This window comes from Nannocystis bainbridge, assembly GCF_028368995.1.
Classification (GTDB): Bacteria; Myxococcota_A; Polyangia; order Nannocystales; family Nannocystaceae; genus Nannocystis; species Nannocystis bainbridge.
In genome coordinates this window covers 2251904-2268305 of record NZ_JAQNDL010000003.1, presented here as the reverse complement: position 1 = coordinate 2268305, position 16402 = coordinate 2251904, and the positions used below count along the sequence as shown (strand labels likewise).

At 71.8% G+C, this 16402-nt stretch carries 13 protein-coding genes; 3 read left to right on the top strand and 10 right to left on the bottom strand.

Annotation, left to right across the window (positions count from 1 at the left end; translation table 11 throughout):
* Nucleotides 1-34 precede the first annotated feature (34 nt).
* From POL25_RS34200 to POL25_RS34170, 7 genes are all read right to left on the bottom strand, one after another.
* Nucleotides 35-1384: a cytochrome P450 gene (locus POL25_RS34200; protein WP_272090508.1), complete on the bottom strand. Its 1350-nt coding sequence runs from the start codon at nt 1382-1384 to the stop codon at nt 35-37.
* Nucleotides 1385-1550: 166 nt separating this feature from the next.
* Complete coding sequence (locus POL25_RS34195) at nt 1551-2243, bottom strand: DUF3592 domain-containing protein (protein WP_272090507.1); 693 nt, start codon at nt 2241-2243, stop codon at nt 1551-1553.
* A 231-nt stretch (nt 2244-2474) separates the two neighbouring features.
* Complete coding sequence (locus tag POL25_RS34190; RefSeq protein ID WP_272090506.1) at nt 2475-3776, bottom strand: D-arabinono-1,4-lactone oxidase; 1302 nt, start codon at nt 3774-3776, stop codon at nt 2475-2477.
* A gap of 437 nt (nt 3777-4213) precedes the next feature.
* Entirely contained in the window at nt 4214-5398 is a 1185-nt protein-coding gene (locus POL25_RS34185) for an alanine racemase (protein ID WP_272090505.1), read from the bottom strand.
* A gap of 38 nt (nt 5399-5436) precedes the next feature.
* Nucleotides 5437-5880, bottom strand: coding sequence for a hypothetical protein (locus tag POL25_RS34180; protein ID WP_272090504.1), 444 nt, complete (start codon nt 5878-5880; stop codon nt 5437-5439).
* Between the two features lie 254 nt (nt 5881-6134).
* Complete coding sequence (locus tag POL25_RS34175; RefSeq protein ID WP_272090503.1) at nt 6135-6572, bottom strand: hypothetical protein; 438 nt, start codon at nt 6570-6572, stop codon at nt 6135-6137.
* On the bottom strand, nt 6569-7183 hold the full coding sequence (locus POL25_RS34170; protein WP_272090502.1) for a hypothetical protein: 615 nt from the start codon (nt 7181-7183) through the stop codon (nt 6569-6571). The genes POL25_RS34175 and POL25_RS34170 overlap by 4 nt, the downstream gene beginning before the upstream one ends.
* Before the next feature lie 390 nt (nt 7184-7573).
* Between POL25_RS34170 and POL25_RS34165 the strand changes: the two genes are divergently transcribed.
* Nucleotides 7574-8239, top strand: coding sequence for a hypothetical protein (locus POL25_RS34165; RefSeq protein ID WP_272090501.1), 666 nt, complete (start codon nt 7574-7576; stop codon nt 8237-8239).
* 39 nt (nt 8240-8278) lie between these two features.
* Here the strand turns inward: POL25_RS34165 and POL25_RS34160 are convergent, their stop codons facing one another.
* Entirely contained in the window at nt 8279-10945 is a 2667-nt protein-coding gene (locus POL25_RS34160; RefSeq protein WP_272090500.1) for an ATP-binding protein, read from the bottom strand.
* 437 nt (nt 10946-11382) lie between these two features.
* Here POL25_RS34160 and POL25_RS34155 point away from each other — a divergent pair, with 437 nt between their 5' ends.
* Complete coding sequence (locus tag POL25_RS34155) at nt 11383-12528, top strand: hypothetical protein (RefSeq protein ID WP_272090499.1); 1146 nt, start codon at nt 11383-11385, stop codon at nt 12526-12528.
* On the opposite strand, the gene POL25_RS34150 is transcribed toward POL25_RS34155, so the two are convergent.
* Together POL25_RS34150 and POL25_RS34145 are read right to left on the bottom strand one after the other, a co-directional pair.
* The gene (locus POL25_RS34150; RefSeq protein WP_272090498.1) at nt 12509-12871 is read right to left on the bottom strand and encodes a hypothetical protein; all 363 of its coding nucleotides are present in this window, start codon (nt 12869-12871) and stop codon (nt 12509-12511) included. The two genes, POL25_RS34155 and POL25_RS34150, sit on opposite strands and share 20 nt — an antisense overlap.
* Before the next feature lie 103 nt (nt 12872-12974).
* Entirely contained in the window at nt 12975-14828 is a 1854-nt protein-coding gene (locus POL25_RS34145; RefSeq protein WP_272090497.1) for a vWA domain-containing protein, read from the bottom strand.
* 448 nt (nt 14829-15276) lie between these two features.
* Between POL25_RS34145 and POL25_RS34140 the strand changes: the two genes are divergently transcribed.
* Entirely contained in the window at nt 15277-16383 is a 1107-nt protein-coding gene (locus POL25_RS34140; protein ID WP_272090496.1) for an Ig-like domain-containing protein, read from the top strand.
* Nucleotides 16384-16402: the final 19 nt, after the last annotated feature.

The following is a 16402-nucleotide window of genomic DNA, read 5'->3' as shown; positions in this document are numbered from 1 at the left end:
CTCGCGCAGCGCCGAGGCTGCGCGACGGGCAACTTCAGGCGGGCAGGTCGCCGGCGCGGCGCGGGCCCAGGTAGGTGACGCGCACGCCAGTGGCAGGGCCGAGCACGACGTTGCGGCGGCCCGGCTTGACCTCGCGCGGCTCGGCGAGCTTCAGGCGGTAGTTTCGCAGCAGCGCGGCGAGCACGAGCTTCATCTCGTAGGTGGCGAAGGCGGCGCCGAGGCAGCGGCGATGACCGCCGCCGAACGGGGTGTACTCGAAGGGGCTGAATTTCTTGTGGAGGAAGCGCTCGGGGCGGAAGGCGTGCGGCTCGGGGTAGAGGTCGGGGCGGATGTGCAGGAGGCCGGTGGCGACGGCCACGCCAGCGCCGGCGGGCAAGGTGTAGCCGAGGAGCTCGAGCGGGCGGGCGAGCATGCGCGGGGCGTCCGGGGCGATCGGATAGAGGCGCAAGGTCTCGTGCACGACGGCCTCGAGGTACGGCAGGCGAGCGACGACCTCGGGCTCGGGCCGCTCGCCGGCAGTGTCGAGCTCGGCGAGCAATTTTTCGAGGCGGTCGGGGTTGCGGTGCAGCCAGTAGATCGACCAGGCGAGGGCGATGCCGGAGGTCTCGTGGCCGGCGAACAACAGGGTGAGGAGCTCGTCGTGGATCTCGCTGTCGCTCATGCCGCTGCCGTCGTCGTGACGGGCGGCGAGCATGCGGCTCAGGATGTCGTCGCCGAGCTCCTCGGGCCGGCTGCGACGGGCGGCCAGCTCGGCGGCGATGAGGAAGCCGATCCGCCGGCGAGCCCGCTGAAACCGCGCCCACGGGCCCATGCCGAGGAAATCGCGCTGCAGGAACGGGAAGAACATGAAGCTCGGGACGGTGGCGGCGACGAACTCGAGGATGGCCTGGCGGACCGCCTCGACGCGGGCCGGGTCAACGACCCCGAACACGGCGCGGATGATGACCTCGAGCGAGATCCACTGCGAGCTGTCCTGGAAGACGAAGGTCTGTCCCTTGAGCCAGGTCGAGGCGGCGGCGTGGGCGGCGGCGCGGATCGTTTCGCCGTAGGCGCGCATGCGTTCGCCGTGGAAGGCGGGCATGAGCAGCTTGCGCTCCTTGCGGTGACGCTCGCCGGAGAGCAGCAGCATCGAGCTGTCGCCGAGCAGCGGGCGCGAGACCTCGGCGCCGAAGGGGACAAAGGCGTCGGGGTCGGCGGCGAAGATCTGCTGGGCGCCGGCAGGATTGCCGGTCATGGCGACGCTGCCGTTGACGGCGTGGATGGTGAACGGGTCGCCGTACTCCTCGGCCATCTCGACGAAGAAGCGGTACGGGTCGCGGGTGTAGCGATAGGTCTGCAGGAGGGTGCGCCGGGAGCCAGGCGGGAGCGCGCTGCGAGTCGACACGCAGGGAGCGTGCGCCGCACCCGGGCCGGCGTCAACGCGGGGCGGCGGGAGGTGCGGCGTCGGGCCGCATGCGCGTGCACGAGGTCGAGGCCGCGCGTGGCTCGGCGGATGGGTGACGCGTCGCACCGGCCGAGGCGGCCAGCGCCGTCCGCTCGCGTGGCTGCTGTCAGCCGCGGCGCTCGAAGGCGCGGCCCGGATCGAGGTCGCCGGTGTCGACGACGTGGCGTGAAGGATCGCGGGGGTCGTAACAGACGGGCAGGCTGCGCCCGCGCAGGTGCGGGCGAGGGTCGTTCCAGAAGCGCCGGCTGACGAAGCGACGGGCGGTCGCTTCGCCGGGCAAGGTGACCTCGCAGCGGATGACCCACGGGCTCCTGCGATTGACGCGGATGCTGGTGTTGTGGGCAATCTCGACGATGGGGGCGTCGACGCGCTGGCCCTCGCGCAAGAGCCTGGCGATCTCGCGCTTGCGGCGGGAGCGGAGCAGCAGGAAGGTCGAGCCGATGCCGAGGTGGACGAGGCCGATGCACCCGAAGATGCCGGGCAACAGCCAGCGCTGGGTGAGGCTGTCGATCGCGGCGTCGCCGGGGTCGTCGGGGTCGAAGGCGATCGTGACGGGCTCGCCGACCCGATACGCGGGCTTGGAGTAGACGTTGGAGCTGTGGAGGTGCTCGCGGCCCAGGTGGTCGGTGTAGGCCACGTCGGGCGCAGCGCTGCCCTTGTTGCTGAAGCGGAGGTGGACGACCTCGCCGTCGGTCCGCCGCGCGCTGCCGTAGAACCGCTGGTTGACGATCAGCAGGGTGAGGCCGACCGCGAAGAACAGGCCGCCGAGGCCGGCGATGAGCGACCAGACGAGCTTCACCCGATCATGGTCGCCGCAGGCGGAGGCGAGATCAAGGGCGCGAGCGCATGGCGCGAGGGCGCGCAGGGGCGGATGTGATGAGGCGGTGACATGGCTTTTGGGACATGTCTATGCGGGCAGGCGAGGCCGGTGAGCTGGCCTTCGGGTGACATGTCGCTCGGGACATGTCCAAGCGAAAAGGCTGGTAATCTGGCCTTCAGGACATGTCGCGGATTCGCCGTGCCGGGCAAATCAGGCGCCGAAGATCCTCGTCAAATGGTCGTTCATGAACACGCCGCGGGGGTCGAGGCGGCGGCGGACGGCGTGGAAGCGGTGCCATTCCGGGTACATGTCCTGAAGTTCATGTGCGGTCAGGCCGTGGAGCTTGCCCCAGTGCGGGCGGCCGCGGTGGTTGCGGAAGATCGCCTCGCAGCCGGCGAAGTAGTCGGCGTACGGCATGCCGGCGTACATGTGCACCGAGATCACGGCGCTGTCGCGGCGGTAGAACGGGCTCAGCCAGATGTCGTCGCCGGCGACCACGCGGTACTCGACGGGGAAGTGGACATTGACGCGGTCGCGCTCGATGTACGCCTTGAGCTCGCGCAGGCAGTCGGGGCCGCGCTCGACCGGGACCGCGTACTCCATCTCGTTGAAGCGGACGTCGCGGGGGCTGGGGAACACGCGGTGGCTGTGGTCGGCGTGGTCGGCCTCGGAGATGGCCCGCGCGGCGAAGCGGGCGACCGGGCGCGAGAGGCCGGGGAACAGCCGCACGGCCTCGGAGGCGGCCCAGAACACGCCGGTCTCGAGCAGCTTGTCGGCGAGCACGCGCTTGACGACGGAGCGCGGCTTCGGGGTGGCGACGATGTCGAGCGCCTTGGTGGCGGCGCGGTCGCTGTAGGGGAACCACCAGAACTCGAAGTGGCGGTGGCGCCGGCAGCTGTCCTCGAAGTCGGCCAGGCACTGCGCGAGGTCGACGTTCTTGCGGACGTCGCGGAGCACGTAGCTCGGCACGCACTGCAGGCGGACCCGCGCCAGCACCCCGAGGCTGCCGAGAGCGACCTGGGCGGCCTTGAAGATCTCGGGCTCCTGCGTCGGCGAGCAAGGCAGCAGCTCGCCGGTCGCGAGCACGAGGGTGAGGGCGCGGACCTGGGTGCTGATGCTGCCGAAGGCGATGCCGGTGCCGTGGGTGCCGGTGCTGACGGCCCCGGCGATCGCCTGGCTGTCGATGTCGCCCTGGTTCTCGAGCGCGAGGCCGTGCTTGCCGAGCAGGCCGCCGAGGTCGCGGATCGTGGTGCCGGCCAGCACGGTGGCGGCGCCGGCTTCGCGGTCGACCTCGGCGAGGCCGCGGATCCGCGCCAGCGAGACGAGGGTGTGCTCGGTGGCGACGACCGGGCTGAAGGAGTGGCCGGCGCCGACGACCCGCAGCTTGCCGTTGGCGCCGGCTGTCTCTCGGACCAGGTCGCTGAGGGCTTCGACGGTGCTCGGGACCACGAACTGGCCCGGACGACAGGTGACGCCGCCCGACCAATTGGACCATTGCTTGCGCCCGAACATCGCCAGCGGATGATATCAGGCGGGCCGACGCGGACGAAGCCGCGGGGGCGCGCCGACGAAACTGAGACAATCACCGGTCCCGCGGGACGCAGTCGCTGCGGCGAAGCGGAGCAGCCTGAGGACGCCTCGAGTTGCTTGCGCGGCGCAGGCGTCGGAGGGCTCGGACGCTGCGGCCCTTGCGGCGTGAAACATCGCGCGACGAGAGCTCGGCCGGGTTGGACACAGGCTCGCCTCGGTGCGGGCGACCCGGCGGCCTCGTGGTGGGAGTCGTCGGGCCGACAGGAGAGTCGGCCGGGTCAGGCGAGCGCTCGCCTTGCCGCGGTCGGGCGATCCGGCGGCTTCGCGGCGGGAATCGTCGGGGCGACGGGAGGGTCGGCCGGCTTGAACGGGTGCTCGCCTGAGCGACCTGGCCTCGTCTCGCGGCGGTCGCTACCGGGTCAGACGAAGCTCTTGCCGTCGCCGCGATAGGTGGGGGCGCGGCCGACCACAGCGGCGCCGGCGAGCAGCACCAGCTCGGGGAAGTGCTCGCACAGCTCGCCGGCCTTGGCGTGGCGGAAGAAGATCGGGTCGCCGAGCGCCAGCAGCTCGGGGCCGGGGTAGGTCACGGGGGTCTGGACCTCGCCGCAGCCCTCGTTGGCGAGCAGGCCGGCGCCGGGCGGCAAGAAGGGGGTCGGTTGCCGATCGCGGCCGGGGCTGCCGGAGGCGATGTAACCGCCGCCGAAGCAGGTGTAGATGTTCGGGGTCGGCCGCCGCACGATCGGCAACGCGAAGCCGGCGGCCGGTTGCGGCCGAAAGCTGTCGTAGCCGTCGAACAGGGTCGGGCCGTACAGGCCGGAGCCGGCCGCGAGCTCGGTGACCGCGGCGTCGGTGCGGGTCTGCTCGAGGCTGCCAGTGCCGCCGCCGTTGACGAACCGCAGCTCGTGGCCGCGGGCCTTGATGGCGGCGACGACGGCGGCCCGACGGGCGAACACCTCCGGCTGCGAGCGGCGCTTCAGCGCCCGCACGGCGGCGCTCTTGAGCCGCTGGCCCGGCAGCAGATCCTGCAGGCCGGCCAGCTGGGCCTCGTAGCCCATCAGGCCGTCGAGGCGGAGGTTCGGGGTGCCGGCGATGGCGTCGGCGAGGGCCACCGCGGTGTCGACCTCCGTCACCGGCGAGCGCCGCACGCCGAAGTGGATGCCGGGCAAGGTCGAGGACATGTCGAGGTCGATCGCCACCGGCAGCGTGACCTCGGCCCGGGTGGCCGCCTCGGACAGGAACGGCAGCTGCAGCGGGTCGTCGACCATCAGACAGATCTCCGCGCCGCCGGCGATCGCCGTGCAGGCGAGGTCGAGGTCGTGGCGATCGACCGTCGGGTAGGCGACGACCAGATCTTTGAAGTCGTCGGCGGCCAGGTGGGCGGCCTCGGCGGCGCTGTAGCAGAGGATGCCCTGGAACACGGGGCTCAGCGCCTGCACGCGGCGGAGGATGTCGCGGCAGCGGACCGACTTGGAGGCGAGGCGGATCGGCAAGCTGCCGGCGCGCTCGACGAGGCTGCGGGCGTTGGCCTCGAGCAGGTCGAGGTCGCAGTAGGCGAGCGGGAGGTGCTCGTGGCGGAGTGCGGCGCGCAGCTCGGCGTAGGTCACGGGCGGGGTTCTACCATCCGGACGATGGCCGCGGGCCATCACGAACCAGTCGGGGCCTCCTCGGCGGCGCGGGGCTTGCGACCGCGGCGCGGCGGCAAACGCAGGGGCTCGTTGTTGCCGGAATCGGCGGCCGCGACTTCGAGCTTGCGCCGGCGCGGCTCGGGCTTGCCGCCGAGGTTGATGTCGGCCAACCTCGACTCGAGCTCCGGGTCGTCGGCGGCGAACACCCGGGCGTACGCCAGGCCCTGCTCGGCGGTGCGGAGCAGGCGCAGGCGGGCCTCGGCGAGGTGGTTGTGGAGGGCGTCGAGCTGGGCCCGCATCTGGTCGAGCTCCTGCGCGTGTCCGCGCACCTGATCGACGAGGCCCCGGAGCGTGCCCTGGTCGACGCCGGGGAACTGAACGTCGGCGAGCGGGCCCTCGAAGAGGGCCAGGAGGTCGAGAAGCGCGGGGGAGACGGGATCGGCGAGGTCGCTGTCGTGCATGGCTGATCTTCCGTTCAGTGGTCTACAATGAGCGCAGCCGCGCGTCAAGCGGGACCGCGCATGCCGGAGTCGGGCCGGGCGGCGGCCGGTCGCGGCAGGGGCTCCGGGAGGTGACGGGGGCTGTCTCGCGGGACGGGTCATCGGCGCGTGCGAGACCCGGGGCGCACGAGGTGGCCGATGCGGACAGCGAGATGGCGACGGGGACATGTCATGAAGGACATGTCGTGAGGGACATGTCATTCATGCTCGAGCGCTCACGGGGTGAGCTCGTAGAACTCGCCCTGCTCGCGCAAGCAGGCCTCACGGGCGCCGGCGAGGTCGCGGTGGAGCGGGTTGCCGAACTCGTCGGCGCGCAGCTTGCCGTAGTCGAACACGAGGAAATAGGTGGTGATGCAGGCGCTGTGGGCCCGGCGGTGCGGGCAGGCGCCGGTGAGCCAGCGAGCGCCGTCCTGCTCGCAGGTGCGACGGCCGTCGTCGGCCGAATGGTCGGGGTCGAGGTGCTCGACGCACTGGGCCCCGGTGTCGCAACCACCGTGGGCCCGGGCCGAGGCGACCCGCACGGGCTCGGGGAGCGGCTGCTCGCGGGGGTCGACGGCCGGTAGACCGTTCTCCTTCGGCGCGGCAGGCGGGACCAGATGCGGGCAGCCGAGAGCGAACGCGAGGAGGAGCAGCGGGCGACGCACGGCGATCACGGGGCCGGCCAGAAGCAGGTGTCGTTGTCGCAGACCATGCCGTCAGGGCAGGTGGCGCCGTCCGAGCAGTCGAGCACGCAGGCGCTGTCACCCTTGTCGGTGGCGTTCGGCTTGCAAATGCTGGTCGCGGTGCCAGTCGCGGGGGCGTCGAAGCAGTGACAGTCGAGCTCGCAGTTGATGAGCGAACAGGTGGAGGCGCCCGTCATGCCTGCCGCGTTCAGACAAGTGATGAAGCCGTTCTCGCCGTCACCCATCCATTTGCACGCCTTGTTGTCGATGTCGCCGCGCGGGTCGGTGCAATCGTTGTACTCGCCCTTGACCGGGGGACAGGCGGGATCGTCGGTGGTGGCGCCGGGGCCGGTGGTGGTGGAAGCGGCGGAGGTCGAGGAGATCTCGCTGCTGACGCCGCTAGAACCCGTACTACCGGGCTCGGCCGTGGTGCCGGTCGTGCCGCCGGTGCTGGTCGGCATGCCGCCCGAAGTCGCGTCGTTCGATGTGGAGGTGGTGGCGCTCGCAACGGTGGACTGCGAGGTCTGCGAGGTGGTGCCCCCACCGTCGTCGCTGCAGCCGGATGCAAGGAAGAGGGCCAGCAAGGAGCACGCGCAGCGCATCGCACGATGCTACGCCTCCGCTCGCTCGGGTCACAGCCCCCCGCGAGAGCAGGTCGCGAGTACGGCGATTCCAAGCGCGGCCCATGAACCTCGGAAGTGGAGTTCCGCGCGTCTTGCGCTGGCGCGCTGGGCCGTGCGAGGGCGCGCAGGAGGTCTCCCGCAGATCCGCGCAGAGTCGTTCGGTCGCGGCCGCGGCGGCGACCTCAGCGGGGAGAACGTCATTCGGATACCTGGCCCTTGGGACAGGGAATGGACGCCGGCCCGGGGCGCAGGGGAGGATTATGAACAGTGCGAAAGTGCGACGAAGCCGGGGCCCCGCGCACTGCGCAGGTCGATTCGCGTTTACGCCTTGCCGGGGCGGGCTTTAGGCTGCAGACCACAGGAACCCGAATGCACCGCACCGCCCTGCCCCTCGCCGTCGTCGTCGCCGCGTCGCTCGTATGTCCCGAGGCCGCGGCCGCGCCTGTCCGTTCGACCCTGGCCTCCTGGTCAGCCACGGCGCAAGATCCGGCCGCGCCCGAGGCCGCATCGGCCGAGGATCCCGCCGCGGCGCCGCAACCCTACGCCGATCCCAGCGCGACCGCGCCGGCGCCCGAGGGGCCGGCCGCCGGCACCATGTACGCTCCGCCGCCGCAGCCGCCGCCCAAGCGCCGCAAGGCGCTGATGATCGCCGGCTGGACCATGTTCGGCTCGTCGTACCTGTTCACGGCGCTGGTCGCCGGCATCATTCACGACACCTGCAGCATCGCCGACGCGCCCAACTGTCGGCGCGCGGCCGGCTTCTCGCTGATCCCGCTGATCGGGCCGTTCATGACGATCCCGTACCTGCGCACCGAGGCGATCACGCCCAAGGTGTTCATGGCCCTGCCGGGCCTGGTCCAGATCGCCGGCCTGGCGATGGGCATCGCCGGCACGATCATGTTCGTCAACGACGGCAAGGCCCAGCGCGTGGCCGACGTCGACGGCTTCAGGCTCGGCCGCACCCGCCTGCGCGCCAACATGGCGCCGACGCCGTTCCTCGACGGCGGGACGTTCATGCTCGGCGGCCGCTTCTGAGGCGGCGGTGATTGATGATATGTCCTTCGGGACATGTCATCACGCGGCCGTCGGCTGCGCGTCCAGCAGGGCGAGCAGCCGGTCGGGGTCGGCGGGCTTGGTGAGGTGATGATCGAAGCCGGCCGCGGCGGCGCGCCGGCGATCTTCGTCCTGACCCCAGCCGGTCTGGGCGATGACCAGCGTGGCGCCGCCCCACGGCTGCTGGCGGATCCACCGACAGACCTCGTAGCCGTCGCGCCGCGGCATGCCGATGTCGAGGAAGACGACGTCGGGGCGGACCTCGGCGCACGCGCGCACGGCCGCCTCGCCGTCGTAGACGGTGAAGACCTCGTGGCCGAGCGCCTCGAGCAGCATCGCCAGGGTGTCGGCGTTGTCGACGTTGTCGTCGGCGACGACGATCCGCCGGCCGGTCGACGGCCCCTCGCGCGCGGGGCCGAGCGGCGCGTGGGGACCGCTGGCGTGGGCCTGGGCGGCGAGCGGCAGCTCGACCATGAATTCGCTGCCGCGGCCGGGACCGGGGCTGTGGGCCGTGATCGCGCCGCCGTGCATCTCGATGAGGCCGCGGGCCAGCGCGAGGCCGATGCCGAGGCCGCCGTCCCCGCGGCTCGAGCAGGGGCCGACCTGCGAGAACATCTCGAACACGCGCGGCAGGTGCTGGGCGGCGATCCCCACCCCGGTGTCGGCGACGCCGATCTGCACGCGCTCGCCGTGGACCCTGGCGGTGACGCGAATGGTGCCGCCGGGATCGGTGTACTTGGCGGCGTTGGTGAAGAGGTTGGAGAACACCTGCGCGAGGCGGATCGGGTCGGCGTCGAGGAGGACGGGGGCGTCCGGGATGTCGACGGCGAAGCTGTGGCGGCGCGCGACGATCCACGGGTTGGCGGTCTCGGCGGCGCGGGCCATGATCGCGTCGAGGGTGACCAGTTCGCGGCGCAGGGTGAGGCGGCCGCGGGTGATGCGAGAGACGTCGAGCAGGTCGTCGAGGAGGTGGGCCATCTGCTCGACCTGGCGGCCGATGACGGCGAGGCTGGCGGCCCGCTCGGGCGCGTCGCGGGCGACGCCGAGCAGCGCGAGGGCGTTGCGGATCGGCGCCAGCGGGTTGCGCAGCTCGTGGGCGAGGGTGGCGATGAAGGTGTCCTTGCGCTGGTCGGCCTCGCGCAAGGAGGCCTCGATGCGCTTCTGGTCGGTGGTCTCGACGACGGTGACGCCGATGCCGAGCAGGCGGTCGCCGGCGCGGATCGGGTACTGGCTCACGAGCCAGTGGCGTCGGCCCGGCTGGGCCGCGGTGGGGCCCTCGACCTCGGTGTTGACGCGCTCGCGACCGTCGCGCAGGCCGTCGCGCAGGACCGGCTCGAGCCGCGGCCACAGGTCGGGCAAGACGTCGGCGACGGTGCGGCCGATGTGCTCGGCGGCGGCGATGCCGTTGAACTCGGCCAGCTTCTCGTTGACGCGGACGAAGCGGTAGCCGCGGTCGATGAAGGCCATGCCGATCGGGGCCTTGAAGACCAGGGCGTCGATGAGGGCGAAGCTCTCGGCCAGCTGCTCGGCGGTGGTCCTCCGCTCGGTGACGTCGCGGACGATGCCGAGGTTGCGCAGCGGTCGCGGCGGGCTGGCGGCGAGGTCGAACGTGGTGCGGCCCTGACAGCCGAGCCAGCGCACGCCGCCGTCGGGGTGGACGACGCGGAACTCGAGGTTGTCGGTGCCGTCGCCGGCGGGGTCGAGCGCGGCCCGCACGGCCGCCTGCACGGCCGCGACGTCGCAGGGGTGCACGCGCGCGAGCAGGTCGGGGAGCGTGAGCTCGCCGTCGCCCTCGACGCCGAAGGCGAGCCGGGCCTCGCGGGTCCACTCGAAGCGGACAGTGCCGTCCGCTTCGAACACGGTGGAGGTGACGCCGAGACCGGTGGCCTCGACGGCGAGGCGGAGGCGCTCCTCGCTGGCGCGCACGGCCGCCTCGGCGCGGCGCTGGGCGGTGACGTCCTTGAGGAAGCCGACGACGCGGATGACGCGGCCCTCGGCGTCGACGAGCTTCTGGCCGACATCGTGGAGGGTGATCCATCGCCCGCCGCGGTGACGGACGCGGTACTCGACCTCGAGGCCGTCGCCGGCGCGGCGCGAGAGGCAGAAGCGCGCCAGGTCCTCGGGGTGGACGAGGGCGCTCCAGTCGAGGCTGTCGCCCAGCTCCTCGGCGCCATAGCCGAGGATCGGCAGACAGGCGCCGCTGAAGACGATGCGCCCGCCGGCGCGGTCGTCGTCGTAGAGGATGTGACCGCTGGCCCGCACCGCGGCCTCGTAGCGGTCCTTCCAGGCCCGCTCGTTGGCCGACACCAGCGCCAGCTCGCGCGCGCGGACCTCCATCACGCGCCGGGCGGCGTGCAGCGATTCACACAGCCAGGCGACGGCGAAGGCGACCAGGGCGAAGATGCCGAGGTCGATCAGGTCGGTCCAGCGATCGAGGGCGAAGGCGAGGTGCGGGTCGAAGAACCAGAAGTCGAGGAAGACCGAGAGGGCGATGGTGAGCATCGCCGGGCCGAGCCCGCCGTACCAGGCGGAGAGGCTGGCGGCGCCGGTGAAGAGCACGAGGACCGGCGGCTGCGGCTCGAGGGTGTGGCCGAGCAGGCGCAGCCCGGCCGCGACGGCGGTGACGCCGACGGCGAACCAGTAACGGCGAGCTTTGCTGGCGCGGGCGTGTTCGATGGGACGGACCATCCGGGGATCCTCGTGGCCGCCGTGCCCGCGACGCCGAGGCTCGTCGGACACGCGAGCGCAAGTCGAGGGTAGAAGCCGGCCGCGCGAGTTCAAGCCGCGAGGCGCGAGATCTGCCCAGGCGGGCAGCGGACGCGCCTGCGAGGGCGGCGGCGCCCGGCAAATCGCGGTTCGGCGCCCGCGGCGGCCGACAGGGCGGCCAGAGCGGCCGGCCGGCGAGGCGAGCGCGACATGCTCTAAAAAGCATGTCCGAAGGGACATGGCAGAGGTCGAGCTCTGCCGGGTGGTCGGGGCTGTTCGGCCGGCCGGTCGCGGTGATTTTCGTGTGTCCTCTTGGACATGTCTAAGAGGACATGTTTGTCGAGACACCTCGTGGAGGCTGGTGCAAGTCGACGGCGGTCCGGCTGTTCGCCGCGGGCGACCTGGGCTAGGATGGTTGGATGCGAGGCCTGGTCTGGTTGCGGTGGGTGCTGCCGGCGGGGCTGTGCGGGTCGGCGGCGGGGACGGCCCGGGCCCATTGCGGCGACGAGTGCTGGAACCCGCTGCCGATGTTCCTGGCGCCGACGGGGTTGGAGGTGGCGGTCGACGGGGTGCTGACGTTCAGCCCGGGCTACCGGCGGGCCGAGCGAGCGCTCGAGTTCTTCACGTTGAAGGTGCTCGACGCGATGGGCGAGGAGGTCGCGGGCAGCTTCGAGGTGCACGAAGAATTCTCGGTGTTCGTGTGGCGGCCGGCGCAGCCGTGGCTCGCGGGGGCGACGTACACGGTGGTCACCCACGTCGACACTGCCGCGTGGGCGACCGCCGAGTACGGGGCGCAGCCGGGGGCGTGCGTGACGTACGAGCGGGAGGCGACGGTGAAGGTCGCAGCCGAGCCGCTGCCGCCGGTGGCCGCGCCGCCGCTGGTGGTGACGAGCGAGCACCAGGTCGTGCAGCGCGAGGCGCCGGCAGATCTGGTCTGTTGCGACGGCGCATATCCGCGGCTGCAGGAGAACCAGGGCCACTGCCCCGGCTTCGACGGCGAGCGGCTGGAGTACGAGGCGGGGTTCTGCACGCACCTGCGCGAGCACGGGCGGCTCGCGGTCGCATACACGTACGACGAGGCGCTGCTGACGGCTGCGGCGCGCAGCAACTTCGTCAGCCGGCTGCTGCCGAGCGGCGAGCTGCAGTGGGTCGGGACCGAGGCGAGCCTGTCGGCGCCGGCCTGCCTGCAGCTCGAGACGATCGACCTGGCGCGCGAGCAGGTCTTCGTCGACGAGCGCTGCTTCGGCGACGACGTGGCGCTCGGTCCGCTCGAGGTCGACCCGGCCGCGGCGCTGGCCGGGTCGTGTGCGGGCCCGGCGTACGTGTGCGAGGGCGGGGACCGGTGGGACGCCGAGCAATGCGTGACATGGCCCGAGGGACAGGTCTATCCGGCTCCGGTGGCGCCGCCGGACGAGGAGCCGGAGGCGGAAGCGACGGAGACCGGCGCGCCGGCGCAATCGGGCGGCGGCGAGGGTTGCAGCGTGGCCGGGGGGCCGGGGCTGCTCGCGCTGGTGATGCTCGCCGGCCTGCGCCGGCGGCGGCGCTTCAGCGCTCCTCGGTCTTGAACGGGAACACGACGACCTGGGTGAGCAGGCCCAGGCTCACGGCCTGGCCATTGGCGCCCGTGATCGAGAAGAAGACGAAGTTACTGTAGTCGAGCGACGATCCGACGATGCCGCCCGCGAAAGCGTTGAGCATCAGTCGACCGGCGGCGGTCTTCTCGTGGGAGACGAGCGCGTCCTTGACGGCGCCCGTGTGCCGCTCCTTGTCGGGGTTGGTGATCGCGCAGGTCACCATGAGAGCCCCCAGGAATATCCAGCCGAACAGGCCGACGCGGCGGGCGTTCAAGAGCAGGCATACGAGGAGGAAGGCCAGCAGGCCTCCGAGTCCAGCGAGATAGACGTTCATGCTGGCCGAGCATAGGCCGGTCGGCTCGGCGGCCGCAAGCCGGTGAGCTCGATGGCGATATTTGAAGGACATGTCCAGGGGGACATGTCCTTTGAAACATTGTTCAGCCGGGGATGCAGAACTGCAGGATCTCGTCGGCGACCGTCGTCAGCGTCTGCGGCAGCTCGCCGTTGCCGGCTTGCAGGTACAGCGGGACCAGGCTGTTCGGGTCCTGGGCCTGGTAGCCGCTGCCCATCTGCTTGCAGTTAATATCAAAGTCCTTGGCGGTCTGGCCGGCGCAGGCGACGTCGTTGAGGAACTGGACCGCGCCGGCCTGGGCCTCGGCGCCGAAGAAGCCGACCACGTAGGTGCGGATGCCGGCGGCGGCGAGCTTCTGGGTGACGAGCAGCGGGGACGGGTCGGGGCAGCTCAGGTCCCAGTCAGCGCCGTCGGTGACGAGGACGACGTATTGCTGGCGGCCGGGCACGGCGTGGTCGACGAGCCAGGTCGAGGCGGTCTCGAGCGCGGTGCCGGTCGGGGTGGTGGTGCAGATCAGGGTGGTCAGCGGGTCGACGGCGTCGGCGATCGCGGCGCCGCTGGCGAGCGCGGGCGGGACGAGGATCTCGGCGTCCTGGCAGGCGGGGTTGGTGGCCTGCTTGGTGTCGAGGATCCGCTCGGCGAGGGTGATGCACTGGCCGCCGCCCGGATCGCGCGGCCACAGCTCGAGGCCGAAGCGCAGGTCGGTGTCGAGGCCGCCGCCGACGACTTGCTCGATGGCGCCGATCGCCTGCGACCACTTGCTGCTGGCGTAGGCCGGGGCGTCGACCGGAGTCTCGCCGTCGGGGGTGCGGTGCATGCTGAGCGTGCGGTCGAGGGCGAACAGCACCTCGGGGGCGTCGCAGGTCTTCTCGCAGCCGCAACAGAGCTGGCCGGCGACCGACTGCAGGGCGGCCTCGAGGTCGACGGCGTCGTCGGCTTGCAGGTACACCGGGATGTTGGCGCCGTCGACGGCGACGAAGCCGTCGGCGGTGGGCACACACGGGCCCGGGAAGCCCTTGGCGGTGCGGCCGGCGCAGGCGAGGTCGTTGAGGTAGGCGGTGGCGCCCAGCTGCGCCTCTTCGCCGTTGAAGCCGACGATGAAGGTCTTGATGCCCTGCTCGGCGAGGTCCTGCACGGCGGTCAGCGGCGAGGGGTCGGGGCAGCTGAGGTCCCAGTCGGCGCCGTCGGTGACGAGGATCGCGTACTGCTCGCGGCCGGGCTCCTTGTTGGCGGCGAAGTGCTCGCCGGCGGTGATGAGGGCGGCGCCGGTGGGGGTGGTGTTGCAGAGCAGGGTGGTGGTGGGGTCGAGGGTGCTGGCGATCGCGGCGCCGTTGCCGAGCGCGGACGGGAGGACGACCTCGCCGGCCTCGCAGTGCGGATTGGTGGCAGTCTTGTTCTGTTCGATGCGCTCGGCGAGGGTGACGCAGGCGCCTCCGCCCGGATCGCGCGGCCACAGCTCGAGGCCGAAGCGCACGGTGTCGTCCTGCGGCGCGGCGGTGAGCGACTCGATGGCGCCGATCGCCAGGGACCACTTGCTGCTGGCGTAGGCGGGGGCGTCGACGGGGGTCTGACCGTCGGGGGTGCGGTGCATCGATTGGGTACGATCGAGGAGGATGAGGGCGTCGGGCGGGAGGCAGTCGTCGCCGCCGGTGGTGGTGCCAGGGACGTCGGTGGTGGTGCCGGGAGCGTCGGTGGTAGTACCGGGAGCGTCGGTGGTGCCGGGGCCGGTGGCCGAAGCCTCACTGGCAGCGCCAGAGTCGGTGGTCTGGGTGGTACCGGTGGGCAGGTCGCCAGTGGTCGGGCCGGTGGTGGCCTCGGTGAGCGAGGTCGGGGCGGTCGACGGCTGATTGCCAGTGGCAGCCGTGTCGCGATTGCCGTCGTCGCCGCAGGCAGCGAGGAGCGCGAGGAGGGCCGCGGGGCGACAGAGGCGAGATGTCATGGCGCCAGAGTAGCGAAAGGCTCCGGGCGCCGCACCGGGGGCCGTGGGGCGCGATCGCGGGCAGAGGCGAGGGCGCGGGTGCGCAGAGGCGCGGGGCCGCGCGAGCGAGGCGGACGTCTCCGTGGTGATGGATGAGATGGTCTTCGGGACAGGTTGCGGTGAGGTCGTTGCTGTCCTTGAGGGCATGTTGTTTGGGACATGCGCCCGCGGCGCTGCGGGGCGAGCGTCCTGTCCCGAGAGACATGCAATGGATGGGATCGGCGGGGGCGGCGCCGCGAAGTCGAGGTCTGGAGACAGGCGGCGTGTGGGTGAGCAGGAGAGCGGAGGCGCGGGCGAGATTGAGAAACTTCTCAATGAAATTTTATTTGTAACGCCCGCCGATGAACGGGCACTCGAGGTGCGAGCAATGACTCTTCGTCGTCTGGTCCGATCGTGTTCCGCGTTGCTGGTGAGTGGCGCGCTCTCCTCTGCTTGCAACCTGGTGTCGCTGCCGGGGGCCGAGACCGACGGCGGGTCGACGGACACGGGCGGCACGACGGCGGACGCGACGTCGGGCGAGGTGCCGACGACCGGCGGGGCGCCGACGACGGGGCCCGGCGATCCGTCCGGCGGGGTGCCGGGCGATTGTGATTTCCCGGGGGCGGTCCAGCCGATCTTCACGGCGAGCTGCAGCTGCCACGCGGGCGGTCAGCCGGCGGCAGGGCTGTCGCTGGCGGCGGGCGAGGCGTACGCGGCGCTGGTCGGGATCGACAGCAGCCAGGCGCCAGGGGTGCTGCGGGTGGCGCCGGGCGATCCGGAGGGCAGCTTCCTGCTCGAGAAGATCCTGCCGGCGCCGTCAGTGGGGCAGCAGATGCCGATCGGTGGCAGCTTGTCCGAGGGACAGGTGGCGACGATCACGGCGTGGATCGCCGCGGGGGCGCCGGAGGCGGAGGTGTTCGCGTGCGCGCCAGGGCAGGAGGCCGGGGACGTCGGCGAGGTGGAGCTCGATGTCGATGGGCCGCTGCAGGTGCAGGTCGGCGAGACGCTGCCGGTGAGCGCGATCGTGAAGGACCCGGAGGGCGATCCGATCGAGGCGGCGCTGACGTGGAAGAGCAGCGAGGAGCTGAAGCTGTACGTCGACGGGCAAGGAGTGCTGCTCGGGGTGTCGCCAGGGACGGCCCTGCTGACGGCGAGCGCGGGCGGGGTGACGAGCGCGGCGGTGATGGTGGAGGTGGTCGAGCACGACCCACCAGCGGCCACGTTCACGCAGGTGCTGGCGATCACGGACGTGCGCTGCGCGACGGCGGGCTGCCATGTGGACGGGGTGGAGCCGGGCGACCTGCGCTTCGATCGCGACCCGGACAAGCTGTGGGAAGAGCTGGTCGAGGACGAGGCGGAGCAGGTGAACATGCCGCGGGTGGATGCGAACGCGCCGACGAACAGCTACCTGATGCACAAGCTGGTGCTGACGGCGCCGGCGGTGGGCGGGCGGATGCCGTTCGGAGGGCCGCCGATCGCAGCCGCGGAGGCGCAGGTGATCTTGCGGTGGATCCTCTCGGGGGCGGAATTTAATTAGCAATCCGCGTCGAGGGGAC